Origin of the sequence: Halosimplex rarum, from assembly GCF_047715405.1 — an archaeon.
GTDB classification, from domain to species: Archaea; Halobacteriota; Halobacteria; order Halobacteriales; family Haloarculaceae; genus Halosimplex; species Halosimplex rarum.
Genome location: NZ_CP180412.1, coordinates 567,011 through 583,264 on the forward strand (window position 1 = coordinate 567,011; position 16,254 = coordinate 583,264).

General features: G+C 68.6%; 13 protein-coding genes. 7 read left to right on the forward strand and 6 right to left on the reverse strand.

Going from position 1 to position 16,254, the window contains the following annotated elements:
• Positions 1-98: 98 nt before the first annotated feature.
• Genes ACMGFH_RS02700 through ACMGFH_RS02725 form a run of 6 tightly spaced genes read right to left on the reverse strand, consistent with a single transcriptional unit; the run spans position 99 to position 8,075 of the window.
• Positions 99-782 carry a hypothetical protein gene (locus ACMGFH_RS02700; protein WP_415381232.1) on the reverse strand — a complete coding sequence of 228 codons (684 nt, stop codon included), beginning with the start codon at positions 780-782 and terminating at the stop codon, positions 99-101.
• A complete protein-coding gene (locus tag ACMGFH_RS02705; protein ID WP_415381233.1) occupies positions 779-1,825 on the reverse strand; it encodes a HEAT repeat domain-containing protein in 1,047 nt (348 codons plus the stop codon). The genes ACMGFH_RS02700 and ACMGFH_RS02705 overlap by 4 nt, the downstream gene beginning before the upstream one ends.
• Positions 1,825-2,883, reverse strand: coding sequence for an ethylbenzene dehydrogenase-related protein (locus tag ACMGFH_RS02710; protein WP_415381234.1), 1,059 nt, complete (start codon positions 2,881-2,883; stop codon positions 1,825-1,827). Before ACMGFH_RS02710 ends, ACMGFH_RS02705 begins: the two co-directional genes overlap by 1 nt.
• Positions 2,873-3,721 (reverse strand): TorD/DmsD family molecular chaperone, encoded by an 849-nt coding sequence (locus ACMGFH_RS02715; RefSeq protein WP_415381235.1) that lies wholly within the window; start codon positions 3,719-3,721, stop codon positions 2,873-2,875. Before ACMGFH_RS02715 ends, ACMGFH_RS02710 begins: the two co-directional genes overlap by 11 nt.
• Positions 3,718-4,893, reverse strand: coding sequence for a 4Fe-4S dicluster domain-containing protein (locus tag ACMGFH_RS02720; protein WP_415381236.1), 1,176 nt, complete (start codon positions 4,891-4,893; stop codon positions 3,718-3,720). Before ACMGFH_RS02720 ends, ACMGFH_RS02715 begins: the two co-directional genes overlap by 4 nt.
• Complete coding sequence (locus ACMGFH_RS02725; RefSeq protein WP_415381237.1) at positions 4,893-8,075, reverse strand: molybdopterin-containing oxidoreductase family protein; 3,183 nt, start codon at positions 8,073-8,075, stop codon at positions 4,893-4,895. The genes ACMGFH_RS02720 and ACMGFH_RS02725 overlap by 1 nt, the downstream gene beginning before the upstream one ends.
• A 311-nt stretch (positions 8,076-8,386) precedes the next feature.
• Here ACMGFH_RS02725 and ACMGFH_RS02730 point away from each other — a divergent pair, with 311 nt between their 5' ends.
• Genes ACMGFH_RS02730 through ACMGFH_RS02760 form a run of 7 tightly spaced genes read left to right on the forward strand, consistent with a single transcriptional unit; the run spans position 8,387 to position 16,236 of the window.
• Positions 8,387-9,043: a helix-turn-helix domain-containing protein gene (locus ACMGFH_RS02730; protein WP_415381238.1), complete on the forward strand. Its 657-nt coding sequence runs from the start codon at positions 8,387-8,389 to the stop codon at positions 9,041-9,043.
• A 58-nt stretch (positions 9,044-9,101) separates the two neighbouring features.
• Entirely contained in the window at positions 9,102-9,782 is a 681-nt protein-coding gene (locus ACMGFH_RS02735) for a hypothetical protein (protein WP_415381239.1), read from the forward strand.
• Complete coding sequence (locus tag ACMGFH_RS02740; RefSeq protein ID WP_415381240.1) at positions 9,782-10,492, forward strand: ubiquinol-cytochrome c reductase iron-sulfur subunit; 711 nt, start codon at positions 9,782-9,784, stop codon at positions 10,490-10,492. Before ACMGFH_RS02735 ends, ACMGFH_RS02740 begins: the two co-directional genes overlap by 1 nt.
• Entirely contained in the window at positions 10,492-11,937 is a 1,446-nt protein-coding gene (locus tag ACMGFH_RS02745) for a cytochrome b (RefSeq protein WP_415381241.1), read from the forward strand. Before ACMGFH_RS02740 ends, ACMGFH_RS02745 begins: the two co-directional genes overlap by 1 nt.
• Complete coding sequence (locus ACMGFH_RS02750) at positions 11,934-12,128, forward strand: hypothetical protein (RefSeq protein WP_415383304.1); 195 nt, start codon at positions 11,934-11,936, stop codon at positions 12,126-12,128. The genes ACMGFH_RS02745 and ACMGFH_RS02750 overlap by 4 nt, the downstream gene beginning before the upstream one ends.
• Positions 12,125-15,172 (forward strand): molybdopterin-dependent oxidoreductase, encoded by a 3,048-nt coding sequence (locus tag ACMGFH_RS02755; RefSeq protein ID WP_415381242.1) that lies wholly within the window; start codon positions 12,125-12,127, stop codon positions 15,170-15,172. The genes ACMGFH_RS02750 and ACMGFH_RS02755 overlap by 4 nt, the downstream gene beginning before the upstream one ends.
• Positions 15,169-16,236, forward strand: coding sequence for a 4Fe-4S dicluster domain-containing protein (locus ACMGFH_RS02760; protein ID WP_415381243.1), 1,068 nt, complete (start codon positions 15,169-15,171; stop codon positions 16,234-16,236). Before ACMGFH_RS02755 ends, ACMGFH_RS02760 begins: the two co-directional genes overlap by 4 nt.
• Positions 16,237-16,254 lie beyond the last annotated feature (18 nt).

Consider the following 16,254-nt stretch of genomic DNA (forward strand, 5'->3'; position numbering starts at 1 on the left):
GCGCCGAGTGGCGAGGCCCCTCCAAAACCGTTCCGTTCGAGACCGATCGGCTGCGAACCGGGCCCCGCGACGCCGCGATCGAGCGCGTCCGAGCGCGATCAGAACGTCTCCGGAATGTCGGGGTCACGGCCGCCTCCGCCGGCCTCGCTCCCGTCGGCCTGTTCCTCGTCGAACAGCGTCCCGCCGTAGGGGCGATAGTCGAAGTCGTAGGCGGAGGTAACCCGCTCCAGTTCGTCCTCACGCCTGGCGATCTGTCCGGTATCGAAGTCCGACTCCTCGACGGCGGCGACGAGTTCGTCGTCGTCGATCCGCCCGTCGGCGTAGGCGGCAGCGACGCCGTCTCGGAAGGCGTCGGCGTTGCGTCGCAGCCGCCGGGCCTCCGCGAACGAGGACCGGATCTCGGGGGTCGGCTCGCCCCTGTTCGTCGGGATCCGCTCCAGTTCGTCGGTGGCCCGCCGGTCGTATTCGGCCGCCTGCCCGAGCACTTCGACGGTCTGCTCGGCCACCGAGAGGCCCTCCCACGCGTCGCGGGCGTCGGGGGCGACCATCGCATCGACGACGTCCGCCCAGGTCGTCGTCCGCTCGGGGTCCTCGAAGGCCTCGGCGACGAACGCCCCGACGTGTTCATCCGGAATGGGGACGCCCATGGCCTCGTCGTCAACCGGTCCGTCGGTTCCGTCGCTGCTCCGTCCGTTCGACGCGCCGTCACTCCTGTCGGTCGCTTCGGGCTGTGCTCCCAGCGAGTAGGTCTCGCGGTCGGCGGAATCGGACGGGTCGCTCACGAGTCGTCACCTCCGGTGTCAGTCGCGGATTCACTGCGCCGTGGCTCGCCGTCGTCGTTCGGTTTCGACGGTCTGTGTCCCTGCGGTCGCGGGTCCGGGCCGGGGCGAGAGCCGACGCGACCGGTCCCGTCGTCGACCGGCGCAGCGCCAGGCTGTGGCACGCCCGGCCCGTCGTCAAGGCGACCCGACGGCGCGTCGGACCCGCCGGGGGGTCGTGGGCGGCCGCTCTCGGGCCCGGTGCGCGGAGCGCCGGATCCGCCGGGGCCGGCGCTCGCTCCCCCGGCTTCGCCGGACTGCCGAGGTCCGCCGTCGACGTCGAGGTTCTCCGGGTCGACCCCGCGCGAACGGGCCAGCGCCCGCTCGGCCGTCTTGCGCACGTCGTCGCTCCGGTCGTCGAGCCCGTGGGTCTCCAGGGCCTCCTCGGCGCGGTCGGTGCCCAGGTCGCCGAGCCCCTCCGCGGCCTTGGCGCGGACGAACGAGCCGGGGTCGCGCGCCAACACCGCGGCGAGCAGGCGGACCGCCCGCTCGGTCTCGGCCGCCTCCGGCAGGAACTGCGCGGCGTATTCGCGGACCGCGGGCCTGGGGTCGTTCTTCAGGCGATCGACCAGCAGGTCGGCGCCCGCGGCGTCGGTCTTCGCCAGCGCGATGATCGCGTTGCGCCGCACGGCCGCGTGGTCGTCTTCGAGCGCGTCGCGCAACCGCTCGCTCGCGCCTGGCGCGGCCCGCGAGAGCGCGACCACGGCCTCCGCGCGGACCCACTCGTCGGGGTCGTCCAGCGCCGCCGCGATGGTCTCGACTCCCCGGCCCGCGACCCCCAGGGCTTCGACGGCGAACTGCCGGGTCTTCGCGCCGTCGGCCGAGCGGGCCGCACCGGCGACTCTCTCGACCGTCGCGTCGGTCAGGCCCGATTCGGCCTCGTCGACCAGCGCCAGCGCCGCCTCGCGCTTGCGGGGCTGGTCCCCGTCGAGCGCCTCGCGGAGGCCCGCCTCGTCGTCGGCCGGCGCCCGGCCGCGGGCGCTCCAGTTGGCGTACTCGTCGGTCATCAGGCGGCCCTCCGGTAGGTCACGAGCCAGACGAGCAGCGCAGACAGGACGACGCCGCCCGTGAACCCGGGGATGGCGAGAGCACGGCCGTCGGCGCCATCGCCGCCGGTCCCGTTCCCGTTCCCGCCGACCTGCAGGACGCTTCCGCTCCCCGACCCGCCACTGTCGGGCACCGAAAGGTTGCCCGACGAGGGGTCGAGCGTCGAGAACTGCAGCGTCAGCGACTTCTGGCCGTTGGCCTCGTCGGCGCTCCCGTTCCAGACGGCGAAGGCGAGGTACACCTGTTCGTCGGTGAGCGACGCGTCGTACTGCCCCACACCGGTCCGGTTGCGGACGAAGGTGACCTCCCAGCCGTCCTCGGTGCGCTCGCCGCTGGCCTCGACGGGCTGCTCGGGCGCGTAGCTCAGCGACCCGTAGCCCTTCGCGTAGTAGTTCTGCGCCCCGTTCTCGAAGGTGGCGCGCGAGAGGGGGTTGCCCGCCTGCCGCCCGGGCATCGTCACGGAGTCGTTGTGGGGGTACGCGTACATGTCCCCGGCGCCGTCGCTGCGCTCGGGCCCGTGGCGCCAGCTGGCCCGCCAGTACCAGACGTTGACGGGCGTGCCCGCGGCGCCCATGGTGATCGGGGGCTGCTCGCCGGTCTTGAGCATCACCGCGGCGCCGTCGCTGAAGTTCCTCGGTTCGGCGATGTCGTCGTCGCGCGTCGAGTCCTCCCACGAGAGTCGGACGGCGACGTGGCTCTCGTTCGCGGCGGTCTGCACGTCGAGTTCGTCGACGCTCCCGCCGCCGAACGGCGGCGCCATCTGCTGTTTCGACAGTGAAACGGTCCGCGTGGGGGCCTCGTCCCACGCGCTCGCGGTCGGCTCGGTCGGGACGCTCTGGACGCCGGCGACCGGCTGGCTCCCGCCCGTCACCGCCGCGGCCACGGCCGCCTGTCCAGCGAGCAAGAGCGCGACCGTCACGGCCGCGAGTGTCGTCGCGCGGACGGCCGCTCCCCTGTCGAGCGGGAGCCGCGTCGCGACCCGCGACAGCGCGACGTCGTCGCTACCGTCACTCGGCATCGTCGCCCACCTCCGCGGTCGTGTCACCATCGTTGCCGGCTCCCTCGTCACTCGGGTCACCGTCCCCGTTCCGAACCGCGTCGTCCCGCCTGACCAGTTCCGCGGCGAGCGTCGCGGCCGCGCGGTAGGCGCACCAGCCCGCCGCGCCGTCGTCGTCGACCGTCCGCTCGACGTCGTGGGCGAGCGCGGGGACGAATCCGCGGAGGTGCTCGTCGAGGACGGTCGCCTCCGCGTCGGCCAGCCGGTCGGCGGCCGCGTCGTCGCCCTCGTGGACGGCCACCGCGCGCTGGGCGGCGATCACCTGCATCAGCTCTAGCTCGGCGGCGACGTGGTCCTGGCGCTCCGCGAAGTCGTCGCCAGGTTCGACGCCGAACGTCTCCATCAATCCGACGACCGCCGCGATGCGGCGTTGGGACTCGCCCACGTCCGACCCCGTCGTGTAGTGGGCCTCGTACGGGACGACGGGGTACTCGCCGCCCTCCGGGAGACCGAACAGCCCGTTGTACGCCGATTCGAGGTCCGAGACGGCCGCGTCGGCGAACGCGTCGAGGAACTGCTCGGCCTCCGCGCGGAGTCCGAGGCGCTCGGCGGCCTGTAGAACGCCGTCGCGGGCGTCGTGTGCGGTCAGCGTCGCGCGCATCTCGGTGTCGGGGTAGCAGAACGCGCCACCGACCGCTCCGTAGAGGGTCGCCCGCGCCGCGTGCAGCGCTTCGGCCGCTTCCGGGTCGCGAGCGTTCTCGTCGGTGTCGGATGTGCGGTCCGCGCACGCGTCCCCGCCGGCCGGTCGCGCGTCGGTGCCTGTCGTGGCGGAGTCGTCCGCCTCGTCGAGTCGTGTCATGGCTGGTTGGTCCACTGCTCGCCCTCGCGGACTTCCAGTTCCTCCTCGAAGGGCAGGTCGGCGACCTTCTCGCCGTCGCGGTTCCAGCCCCGCACGCGGTTCTCGGTGACCTCGTAGGTCTCGATCAGCTCCGTCGTCGCGCCGAACAGCTGGAGGATCCCGAGGACGTGATGCGAGGGGTTGCGAACGCGTTCCTGGACGATCTCGATCGACTCCCGGTAGGTGTCGCCGGGCCAGTCGTTGCGCTTGACCTCCTCGTTGGGGGTGAACATCTGGGTCAGGAACTCCGGCGGCACGTGGTAGGGCGGCATGTAGAACACCTGCGGGCGCGTGCCGAACTGCGGATAGAGGGGCAGCGCCACCTTCTCGTCGGAGTGGACGAGGTAGTTGATCGGCGAGCGGCCGCCGGGGGCGTCGCCGCCGGGCGAGGGAGCGTCCGGCCCGCGGTTGATGTTGCCGTGCAGTCGCGTCTTCCCGATGCACGAGGAGACGCAGCGGGGGACGAACCCCTCCTCGATTCGCGGGTAACAGCCGACGGGCTTCTCCGAGACGCCGGTCTCGGGGTTGTACATCGGTTTGTGGTACGGACAGCCCTTCACGCACTTGCGGTAGCCTCGACACCGCTCCTGGTCGAGGAGGACGATGCCGTCCTCCTCGCGCTTGTAGATAGCCTGGCGCGGGCAGGCCGCGAGACAGGCGGGGTTCTTGCAGTGGTTGCACAGCCGGGGCAGGTAGAACTGCCAGATGTCGTGGTGTTTGCCCTCCTCCAGGTCGCTCTCGACGACCTCGCCGGTGGGGTACTCGCCGTGGACCTGATCGTCGCCGAGCGCGGGGTACTCCCACTCCTCCTTGTCGGCGATGTACCCGCGGACGCGCTCGCCGTCCTCGGCGGCCTCGAAGATGGTCTCGCCGGCGTCGAGTTCGTCGAGCAGGCGCATGTCCCAGCCCATCGGGTAGCCGCCGTAGGGCTCGGTCTCGACGTTCATCCACCACATGTACTCCTCGCCCTTCCCGCTGGTCCAGGTGGACTTGCAGGCGAACGAGCAGGTGTTACAGTTGATGCAGCGGTTCGTGTTGATGACCATCCCCCAGTGGTAGTCGCGCTCCTCCTCGCGGTGCTCGTAGGGGTAGTCGTGGCTCCGGCCGAGTTGTGGGTTCTCTACCTGTGGCATCAGTCGTCACTCTCCGTCGCGGTCGCGTCGGTCGAGGAACTGCCCTGCAGCGACCCGCTCACGTAGTTCCGGAAGGCGTCGTCCTTCCGGGCGTCGGCGGGCTTCCAGTCCGCCTCGGCGTACTTCTCGACGTCGACGAGGTCGTCGCGGTTGGTCCCCGTCGGCGCCCAGACCGTCTCCTCGTAACCGTGCTCCAGTTCCGCCCCGTGCCAGACGATATCCTCGTCGACCTCCTCGGCGACGTTCGGGTCGCCGAAGACGGCCTTGTGGACGAGGTCGTCGGTCTCTTGCAGCGGGTCGAGCCAGATGTTGGTCGTCGTGTTGTACCCCTTGACGCCGTCTTCGTCCTCTTCGTCGTCCGGGAAGTGCTGGGGCCACCAGCCGTGCCAGATGGTCAACTGGCCCATGTCACCGGCCGAGCGGGGCCGCTGTCGCTCGCTGACCATCGCGCGGACGACGAGGTCGCCGCGCTTGCCCGTGATCCGAACGTAGTCTCCGGTCTCGACGTCGATGTTCGCGGCGTCCTCGGGATGGATCTCGACGAACGCCTCGCCCAGCGGCGGTGCGTCCTCCGTCTCGCCGTCCCCGGTCGGGAACGAGAAGTCCTCGACGAGTCGTTCCGTGCCCTCTGGGTCGGCGTCGACGCTCCCGAAGTCGCGGGCCGACCAGATGAGGTTCCAGTCGGTCATCCCCCACGAGGAGTGGGTCCGGTACTTCGGGTGGGGCGTGTTGTAGTAGAACTGCTTGTCCTCGTCGTGATACAGCGGGTTTTCCTCGTCTTTCGCCTCGTCCCACTTCTTGTTGACCCCGTAGGGGGTCCCCTCGACGCTCTCGACGTGGTCGAGGTCGTCGCGACCCAACTCGATGAACCTGTCTTCCTCCTTGTGGAACTCCATCCGGCCGGTCTTGGTGTAGAACGGCCGGTCCTCGTGGATCTGCGAGTAGAAGGGGATCCGCGGGTACGTCTTCAGTTGGAGCCGTTCGGGGCCGTCCCAGAGGTCCTCGACGTCGATGCCGCGGGTCGTCATCCCCTTGTCGAAGGTCTCCTTGATGTAGTCGATGGGGTCCTTGTCGTCGTCGAGGAACTTGTCGAAGTACGCCCGGTAGGAGTCGACGTTGCGCTCCTCCTGTGGGATCTTCTCGTCGAGCTTCTCGGCGACCATCGCGACGGCCTCCCCGTCCTGCTTGGTGTCGTAGATGGGGTCCATCACCCCGTGGTCCATGTGGACGAACGGGTTCTCGGGACCGACCGTGATGTCGGGGTACTCGCACTCCAGCCACGAGGGCACCGGGAGCACGATGTCCGCGTGCCGGGCGGAGTAGGTCATGTGCATGTCCGAGACGATGAAACACTCGTTGCCCGTGTCCGGGTGCTTCACGAAGTTCTCGATGACGTGCTCCTGGTGTTTGGTCTGGTTCAGGAGGTTGCAGTTCATCGTCCACAGGATCTCCGGCCGGGACATCGTGTACGACTCTGCCTCGGTCGGCATCACCGGCTCGTCGGCGTCGCCCTGCGGGACGAGCTCCATCTCGCGGTCGAAGTCGCCGCGGACCTCGTGTGGATCGAGGTTCTCGCCGCCGAAGAAGGCGAAGGCGTACCCGGGGTACATCCCGTGGGCGCTGTGCCCGTCGGGGTTGACGTAGTGGGGGTAGCCGTCCAGCAGTTCGATCTTGTACTGGCCGGAGTAGTTGTAGTAGCCCTGGCCCACGTCGCCGATGTTGCCCAGCATCGACTGGACGAAGAAGATGGCTCGCTGGAGGGAGTCGTTGGAGTGGAACCAGTGGTTGATCCCCTCGCCGGTGAACCATTGCCCCTTCTCGGCGTCGGCGAACTCCCGCGCGGTCCGCGCCAGCGCGTCGGCCGGGATGGTCGTGATATCCTCGACCGTCTCGGGGTCGTAGTTCTCGAGGATGTTGTCGCGCTGGCGGGCGAAGTCACTCCGAACGGCGACCGTCGACCCGTCGGCCAGTTCGACCTCCCTGTCCACGTCGAGTCGCGGGGTCGTCGGCGTCTCCTCGCCCACGTCCTCGCGGGTCACCGCGACCAGTTCGCCGTCCTCGCCGACGGCGACGAAGTCGCCCCAGTCGTTCTCCTCGTGCTGGTGTTCGGGATCCTCGGGTGGCGCCTCGTGGTCGTCGAACACCTCGTGAGCGCGGAGGTACTTCCCGTCGTCCTCGCGGACGAGCAGCGGCAGGCTGGTGAACTGCCGCATGAAGTCGGCGTCGTACAGCTCCTCGTCGATGATCACGTAGGCGATGCCGAGCGCGAACGCGGGGTCACTCCCGGGGCGGACGGGGAGCCAGCGGTCGCACTTCTGGACCGTCGGCGAGTAGTCCGGGTAGACGCCCACCATCTTGCCGCCGCGCTCGCGAGTCTCCTGCAGAAAGTGGTTGTCCGCGAGCTTGTTGTGGATGAGATTCTTCCCCTGGATGATGGTGTAGTCGGCCTGACGCCACGCCGAAGCGTCCGAGTCGGAGGTCTGGTACCCGGTCGTGATGACGTGACCCGGCGGCAGGTCGGCATACCAGTCGTACTCCGTCCACTCGCAACCGCCGAAAATGGAGGCGAGCCGGCGCCCGGAGCCGTGGCGCGTGAACAGGCCGTCTGACTTGATCGCGTTGAAGATGTGGAACCGCTTGTTGTCCTCCAGATTCGCCATCTTCTCGGCGATGAGGTCGACGGCCTCGTCCCAGGACACGCGCTCGAACTCGTCCTCGCCGCGGCCCTCGGGGTTGGGGTCGTCGGGGTCCCAGCCTTTCCGGACCATCGGGTACTTGATCCGCGAGGGCTCGAACGTCCGGCGGTGGAGCGTCAGCCCCTTCATGCACCCGCGAGGGTTCCAGTGCTGGGTGACGTTGGCGTCCTCGTAGCCCGACGGGCCGACCGAGGCGTCCTCGTTGTGGTAGACCTGCTCGGCCCTGATGGGGACGCCGTTTTTCATGTAGAAGTTCAGCGCGCAGGACTGGGTGCAGTTGGGGTGACAGACCGTCCAGTCGACCTCGTCGTAGTCGTAGATGTCGTGGTACACCTGCTCCCAGTCGCGGTTGGGATACGATTTCAGGGGGTTGTCGACCGACGTGACGGGGTCGACGGCCTGGGTCGCTCCCCAGGCGGTCCCGACGAGCGCGCCGACGCTCCCGGCGCCGGCGGCCGCCAGGAAGTCGCGTCGCGATAGCGTCACGCCCGGTCACCTCCGCGGTCTCTCGGTACTGTCTGGCGCATGTTCGTCCGTCCGGACTCCCCGTACCTCAACCCGCGCGCACGTTCCAGCCTGGCAGGAACGGGGGCGAAAATGTTCTCACCGCGGTTCAGCAGCGCGGGCCCGAACACTGCGGGTTTTCAAGTATCAGGGCGGCCGCGGTCGTCTCGGCCCGCCCGTCCGCGGCGGCGACCCGCTCGACGGGATAAGTGAGACGAACATATTCACCCTCGTTTCCCAGCAACTGAGAGCGCCGAACGGGGTTCATTGAGGGGGGCTCCGTTCGCTCGCACATGGGAGCCGAACAGACAGACGGCATCCGGGTCAGACTCGCCGTGGAGGCGGCGGTGGGCTGCCCGGTCGCGGCATCGACGGGCGGGGACAGGATCGCCAGGTCCGCGACGTGGAGCCGCGCCGGGTCCGACGGCCGCGTCGTCGAGGAGTACGATATCGTGGGCGACTACGACGAATCGGCGCTCCCCGACGACGCGTCGGTCGTCTTCGAGACCGACCGCTCCGAGCGGGTGCGTTTCACCAGGGACGCGAGCGACTGCGTCTGCGAGGCGGTCGAGGCGCTCGGGACGCCCGTCACCGACGTCAGCGCGTCGCGGGGGACGCTCCGGCTGAGTTTCCACGCGACGGACGTCGAGACGGTTCGGGCGGCCGTCGACGAGCTCGACGAGGCCTACGGGTCGGTTCGTATCGACCGCCTCGCCCGGACGAGGGACGGCGAGGGCGAGGACATGGTCCTCGTCGACCGCGGACGGCTCACGGACCGCCAGCAGGAGGTGCTGGAGACGGCGATGGAGATGGGGTACTTCGAGCGGCCGCGATCGGCCAACGCGACCGAAGTGGCCGGGAAACTCGACATCACCCCGTCGACCTTCGCCGAGCACCTCGCGACGGCCCAGTCGAAAGTGCTCGACTCGCTGCTGGAGGGATCGGCGTGAGCGACGGTCGCCCGACAGTCGGTCTGAGGGACCGAAGCGGTCGGGGGGTGACGTAGCGATGCGAACCAGGACACTCGTCGTCGTACTGGTAGTGCTCGCCGTGTTGGCTCCGACGTGGTACGTCGCGATACAGGGGGAACCGCCCTCGGAAGAGATAGCGATAGACCACAGCGTCAGCGAGATCCGACCGCTCGACGGCTTCGTCGACACGCCGAACAAGCTCTCGCCGAGCCAGGTCGGCGTCATCGTCTGGGTGGCGCTACTGGCGCTGCTCGGCGTGCTGGCCTTCTTCCATCGGTTCATGGACCGACTGGCCAGGCCGCCCGAGGGGCCGTCGGAGGCTGTGGCCGACGGGGGCGTCGCGAGCGGCGAGGGACGCAGTCCCTCGAACCGATCGGGCGGGCGAAGCCCGCGAGACGACGCAGCGAGTGACGCCTCGTCGGAGCCTCGCTCCGACGGCGGGATCGTCACGTTCCCGTGGATCGAGACCGACGACCGCTGGGTCGTCGAGTACACCGACGCGAGCGACGCCATCGAGGGGCTCGTCGCGATGGGCGGGCTGACGGTGTTGACCATCGTCTTCGCGGCGCTGTTCACGGGCGAGTACCTCACGCTCGCGCGGACGCAGTACTTCGGCGTCTACGCGTTCGGGATGTTCATGTCGCTGACCGGGCTGACCGTCTCCTACTACGCCTGGTTCATGCCCCACGTCGAAGTCGCCGAACGGAGGGACCACTGATGCCCGACGAGACCGCACGACCGGATCTGGACGAGGTGGATCTCACGCGTAGCTACCCGCAAGCGGGCGAGAGCGGGCCAGACGAGTGTCACTCGTGCGAGAGCGGCGAAACGGCCGCCGAGCCGAGTATCTATCAGGAGTTCTGGGGCGACGCCCGCGCCGAGATGGAGCGGCGAGATTACGCCAAGGCGCTGGCGACGGTCGGCGGGCTGACGGCGCTTGGCAGTCTCGCCGCGCCGCTCGCGAGTCTCACCCGCGTCTTCGAGCGTGGCTACTCCGGCCCGGTCTACTCCGACGGCGTCCCGCTGGTCGACGAGAACGGCGAGCGAATTCAGGAAGGGCGCCTGAGCGAGGGCGAGCAGCTCACCGTCTTCCCCGAACCGCGCCCGGGCATCGACCGCGCGCCGACGCTGCTCGTCCGGTTCGCCGAAGACGCCTACGGGGGCGGCACCCGGATGGAGTCGACCGTCGGCGGGTACGCCGCGTACTCGAAGGTCTGTACGCACGCCGGCTGTATGGTCGCCAACAGGGAGGGGCAGACCCTGATCTGTCCGTGTCACTCCGGGCGGTTCGACCCGCTCTCGGGCGCGGCCGTCACCGGCGGACCGCCGGGCCGCGCACTCCCGCAACTGCCCATCACGCTGTCGAGCGAGGGATATCTCGTGGCGACCGGAGACTTCGAGGGCCCCGTCGGGCCCGGAGGTGAGTGATGAGTCGACTCGACCCGCTCTATCGCGCGTACGACTGGACCGACGACCGACTCGACCTGACGGGCGAGCAGTCGATACTGGGCAAGGCGTTCCCCGCCGAGGACTCGTTCCTGCTCGGCGAGGTCGCGCTGTTCTGCTTTCTCATCCTCGTGCTGACGGGGATGTTCCTCGGCTTCTTCTTCGAGCCCTCCACCTCGGACGTCGAGTACGAGGGGAGCGTCGCCGAGTACCAGGGCGAGGAACTCCCGGAGGCGTTCGCGAGCGTCCTCAACATCACCTACGACGTGCCGTTCGGCATGCTGATCCGCCGGATGCACCACTGGGCGGCCCACCTGTTCGTCGCCTCCATGGCGTTGCACATGTTACGGGTGTTCTTCACCGGCGCGTACCGCAACCCGCGCGAGCCCAACTGGCTCGTCGGCACCGGGCTGGCGGGCGCGTCGATGTTCGCGGCCTACACGGGCTACGCGCTCCCGTTCGACGAGTTCGCCAGTACCGCCGTCGGCATCGGCTACAACGTCGCGCTGTCGGTGCCGCTGGTCGGCGACCTGCTCGGCAAGCTCGTCTTCGGGGGCGAGTTCCCGTCGAGCGCCACGATACCGCGGTTCTACTTCCTCCACGTCCTCGTGTTACCGCTCGTCATCGCGGGGCTGATCGGGGTCCACATGGTGATCCTGATGCGGCAGAAACACACCGAGGACAGCCGCGAGGAAGACGTGGGCGGCCGCGAGCACGTCGACCGCGACGACGACAGCGTCGTGGTCGGCCTGCCGGCGTTCCCGAACCAGGCGGCGGTCAGCGCCGTCGTCTTCTTCCTGACGCTGGCGACGCTGTCGCTGCTTGCAGGGTTCCTCCCGGTCCACAACATCGCCGAGTACGGCCCCAACAACCCCGCCTCGACCCCCTCGCTCATCATGCCCGACTGGTTCCTGATGTGGGGGTACGGGTTCCTGAAGCTCACGCCCGCGTGGATGAGCTTCGACCTGCTGGGCGTCCACGTCAGCTCGGAGTTCGTCGGCGGGCTCCTCCTGCCTGGGCTCGTGTTCGGGGCGGTCGCGCTCTGGCCGTTTATCGATTACCACGACGAACCGGTCCACTTCACCGCAGACCCGATCGAGCGGCCCTGGCAGACGGCCGTCGGCATCGCCGGCGTCACGTTCGTGATGGTCGCCTCCATCGCGGGGATGGACGTCATCGTCGCCGACGTCCTCGGCACGTCGACCGACGCGATCAAACCGCTCCTGATCGGCGCCCTCATTGGCGTCCCGATCGCGTCGGGGCTGATAACCTACGCCACGCTGGGCGGGTTCGGCGACGAGCCCTCGGGCGGCGGCGGCACCGCTGAGCCGGAGATGGCGGACGGTGGTGTCGCGAACGACACCTCGTCGGAAGCGGGATCCGACGACGGACCGGCCGACGACGGGACGGCGGAGGGCGACCGGTGAGCGACGACGTGCGACACGCCGTCAGGATGTCGGCGCGTCGCTACCGCTGGCTGGACAGGCTCACGAAACTCGCCGGCGTCGCGCTGATCGCCGCGGGGCTGGAAGTCGGCGGTGACACGCTCCCCGGCGTCGCGCTCGCGGCGCTGGGCGTCGCACTCGGACTCGCGACCGTGCTGATCTCGAAGCAATGACCGACGATTCCCACATGACCGACGAACACGACTCGACCGAGGCCGAGACGACTGGTATCGACAGCGAAGCGACCGACCGTGCCGAGACTGACGGCGGCGCGGACATCGACGTCTCCCGTCGCGACTTCCTGAAGGGCGTCGGCGCGGCCGGCGTCGCCGGCGCGGGGGCCTCACAGACCGGCCTCGCGCAGGACTTCCTCCAGATGACGCGGCTCCAGGTCGTCAACGACCCCATCGGCGACTACCCCTACCGCGACTGGGAGGATTTGTATCGCGAGCAGTGGGACTGGGACTCGAAACACCGCTCGACCCACTCGGTCAACTGCACCGGTTCCTGTTCGTGGAACGTCTACGTCAAGAACGGGCAGGTCTGGCGCGAGGAACAGGCCGGCGACTACCCGAACTTCGACGAGAGCCTGCCCGACCCCAACCCCCGCGGCTGTCAGAAGGGCGCCTGTTACACCGACTACGTCAACGCCGACCAGCGCATCAAGTACCCGATGCGCCGTACCGGCGAGCGCGGCGAGGGCAAGTGGCAGCGCATCTCCTGGGACGAGGCGCTCACCGAGATCGCCGAACACGTCGTCGACGAGGTCGAGGCCGGTCGCTACGACGCCATCTCCGGGTTCACGCCGATCCCGGCCATGTCGCCGGTCTCTTTCGCCGGCGGGTCGCGACTCGTCAACCTCCTCGGCGGCGTCAGTCACAGCTTCTACGACTGGTACTCCGACCTGCCGCCGGGCCAGCCGATCACGTGGGGGACCCAGACGGACAACGCCGAGAGCGCCGACTGGTACAACGCCGACTACATCATCGCGTGGGGGTCGAACATCAACGTCACGCGCATCCCCGACGCCAAGTTCTTCCTCGACGCCGGCTACAACGGCACCAAGCGCGTCGGGGTGTTCACCGACTACTCCCAGACGGCGATCCACACCGACGAGTGGATCTCGCCCCAGGGCGGGACCGACACCGCGCTCGCGATGGGGATGGCCCGGACCATCGTCGACGAGGACCTCTACGATGAGGCCCACCTGAAAGAGCAGACTGACATGCCGCTGCTCGTCCGGGAGGACACCGGGAAGTTCCTTCGCGCGAGCGAGGTCGACGGGCTCGGCGGGGACACCGAGGACCCGGAGAAGGTGTTCGTCATGGCCGACGGCGACGGGAACCTGCGACTGGCGCCGGGCTCGCTCGGCGACCGCGACGGCCAACACGACCCTGAGTCGAGCATCGAACTCGACTTCGACCCGCAACTGGCCGTCGAGCGCTCGGTCGACCTCGCCGAGGGCGCGGACGCAGACACCGTCGACGTCCGCTCGGTCTGGAACAACCTCCGCGACGAACTCGCACAGTACACCCCCGAGACCGTCCACGAGGAGACGGGCGTCGGCGAGGAGACCTACCAGCGGATCGCCCGCGAGTTCGGCGAGGCGGAGAAAGCCAAGATCATCCACGGTAAGGGCGTGAACGACTGGTACCACAACGACCTCGGGAACCGCGCCATCCAGCTGCTCGTCACGCTGACCGGCAACCTCGGCGAGCAGGGCACCGGTCTCGACCACTACGTCGGCCAGGAGAAGATCTGGACGTTCCACGGCTGGAAGACCCTCTCGTTCCCGACCGGGTCGGTCAGAGCCGTCCCGACGACGCTGTGGACGTACTTCCACGCGGGCATCCTCGACAACACCGACGAGCAGACGGCCCGGATGATCCGCGAATCGATCGACAACGACTGGATGCCGGTCTACCCGGAGGAACGGGAGGACGGCTCCCGGCCGGACCCGTCGACGATGTTCGTCTGGCGGGGCAACTACTTCAACCAGGCCAAGGGGAACATCGCCGTCGAGGAGGAGCTGTGGCCGAAACTCGACCTCGTCGTCGACGTCAACTTCCGGATGGACTCGACGGCGCTGTACTCTGACATCGTCCTCCCGGCGGCGAGCCACTACGAGAAGTACGACCTCTCGATGACGGACATGCACAGCTACGTGCACCCGTTCACGCCCGCGGTCGAACCGCTGGGCGAGGCCAGGACCGACTGGCAGATCTTCCGCGACCTCGCCGAGAAGATTCAGGAGGTGGCCACCGAACGGGGCGTCGAACCCATCGACGACCGGCAGTTCGACCGCGAGATCGACCTGCAGTCGGTCTACGACGACTACGTGCGCGACTGGGAGACCGGCGAGGAAGGCGCGCTGGTCGAGGACCGCGCGGCCTGCGAGTACATCCTCGAACACTCCGAAGAGTCCAATCCCGAGGGAACGGACGACCAGATCACCCTCGACGACACCATCGACCAGCCCCAGCGCCTGCTCGCCACGGGCGACCACTGGACCTCGGACATCGAGGACGGCGAGGCGTACACGCCGTGGAAGCAGTACGTCCAGGACAAGGAGCCGTGGCCGACGTTCACGGGTCGCCAGCAGTACTACGTCGACCACGACTGGTTCCTCGAACTCGGCGAAGAACTGCCGACCCACAAGGAAGGCCCGCAGAACACCGGCGGGAGCTACCCGCTGTCGTACAGCACGCCCCACGGCCGCTGGTCGATCCACTCGACGTGGCGAGACAACGAGACGATGCTCAACCTCCAGCGCGGCGAACCAGTCGTCCATATCAACCCCGAAGACGCCGAGGAACGGGGTATCGAGGACGGCGACACCGTCGAGGTGTTCAACGACCTCGACTCCGTCGAGGTGCAGGCGAAGATCTACCCCTCCAGCGAGCCGGGGACGATCCGCCACTACTTCGCGTGGGAACGGTTCCAGTACCCCGACCGGAACAACTTCAACTCGCTCGTCCCGATGTACATGAAACCGACGCAGCTCGTCCAGTACCCCGAGGACGAGGAGAGCCACCTCTACTTCTCCCCCAACTACTGGGGCCCGACCGGCGTCAACTCCGACGTGCGCGTCGACGTGCGCCCGGCCGATCAGGGCACGGAAGACGAGGGGGAAGACGAGGACGAGACCGAGGCCGAGGCCGACCTGCGGCTGGCCGACGGCGGCCCTGCGGCAGACACTGGAGGTGAGGCCGAATGAGCACCGACGACGCGCAGGACGACGACACGCACATCGACATCGCGGACGGCGTCGACCACCAGGTCGCGATGGTGATGGACCTGAACAAGTGCATCGGCTGCCAGACCTGTACGGTCGCGTGCAAGACGCTCTGGACGGAGGGCGGCGGCCGCGAGCACATGTACTGGAACAACGTCGAGACCAAGCCCGGGAAGGGCTACCCCGAGGACTGGGAGGACTCCGGCGGCGGCTGGCAGTCCGACGAGCACAGCGAGCGCCAGCCCGGAGAAATCCCGAATGACGGGGAGTACGGCGGCGACTGGGAGTTCAACCACGAGGAGATATTCTACGACGGCAGCGACGAACCGTTGCGGCCCCAGGCCGACCCCGAGTGGGGCCCCAACTGGGACGAAGACCAGGGCGCGGGCGAGTACCCCAACAGCTACTACTTCTACCTCCCGCGGATCTGCAACCACTGCACCCACCCCTCCTGCGTGGAGGCCTGCCCGCGGAAGGCGCTGTACAAGCGCGAGGAGGACGGCATCGTCCTCGTCGATCAGGAACGCTGTCGCGGCTACCGCTACTGCGTCGAGGGGTGCCCCTACAAGAAGGTGTACTACAACGCCGTCTCGAAGAAGTCCGAGAAGTGCATCTTCTGCTTCCCGCGCATCGAGGGCGAGGGCCCGGACGACACGGTCCACGCGACCGCCTGCGCGGAGGAGTGCCCCCCGCAACTGCGGCTGGTGGGCTACCTCGACGACGAGGACGGCCCCATCTACAAGCTCGTCGAGGAGTACGAGGTAGCCCTGCCCCTGCATCCGGAGTTCGCGACGGTGCCGAACGTCTACTACATCCCGCCGTACGCGCCGCCCCAGCACTCCGAGGACGGCGAGACCATCGACGTCGAGCGCATCCCGCGGGACTACCTCGAGGAACTGTTCGGCGAGCGCGTCGACGAGGCGCTGGACACCATCGAGCGCCACCGCGACCGCGTGCGCCGCGGCGGGGAGAGCGAGCTGATGGAGATACTCCAGGACAAGAACCCGGCGCAGCAGTACAGGCTGGGGGTGTTCGACGATGCATGAGCGAAGCGAATCATCGTC

Excerpts from the sequence above, each read along its gene's own strand:
- ACMGFH_RS02745 (WP_415381241.1), top strand. The coding sequence starts at position 10,492 with ATGAGTCGACTCGACCCGCTCTATCGCGCGTACGACTGGACCGACGAC.
- ACMGFH_RS02755 (WP_415381242.1), top strand. The coding sequence starts at position 12,125 with ATGACCGACGATTCCCACATGACCGACGAACACGACTCGACCGAGGCC.
- ACMGFH_RS02735 (WP_415381239.1), top strand. The coding sequence starts at position 9,102 with ATGCGAACCAGGACACTCGTCGTCGTACTGGTAGTGCTCGCCGTGTTG.
- ACMGFH_RS02730 (WP_415381238.1), top strand. The coding sequence starts at position 8,387 with ATGGGAGCCGAACAGACAGACGGCATCCGGGTCAGACTCGCCGTGGAG.
- ACMGFH_RS02710 (WP_415381234.1), bottom strand. The coding sequence starts at position 2,883 with ATGCCGAGTGACGGTAGCGACGACGTCGCGCTGTCGCGGGTCGCGACG.
- ACMGFH_RS02720 (WP_415381236.1), bottom strand. The coding sequence starts at position 4,893 with ATGCCACAGGTAGAGAACCCACAACTCGGCCGGAGCCACGACTACCCC.
- ACMGFH_RS02705 (WP_415381233.1), bottom strand. The coding sequence starts at position 1,825 with ATGACCGACGAGTACGCCAACTGGAGCGCCCGCGGCCGGGCGCCGGCC.
- ACMGFH_RS02740 (WP_415381240.1), top strand. The coding sequence starts at position 9,782 with ATGCCCGACGAGACCGCACGACCGGATCTGGACGAGGTGGATCTCACG.
- ACMGFH_RS02760 (WP_415381243.1), top strand. The coding sequence starts at position 15,169 with ATGAGCACCGACGACGCGCAGGACGACGACACGCACATCGACATCGCG.
- ACMGFH_RS02715 (WP_415381235.1), bottom strand. The coding sequence starts at position 3,721 with ATGACACGACTCGACGAGGCGGACGACTCCGCCACGACAGGCACCGAC.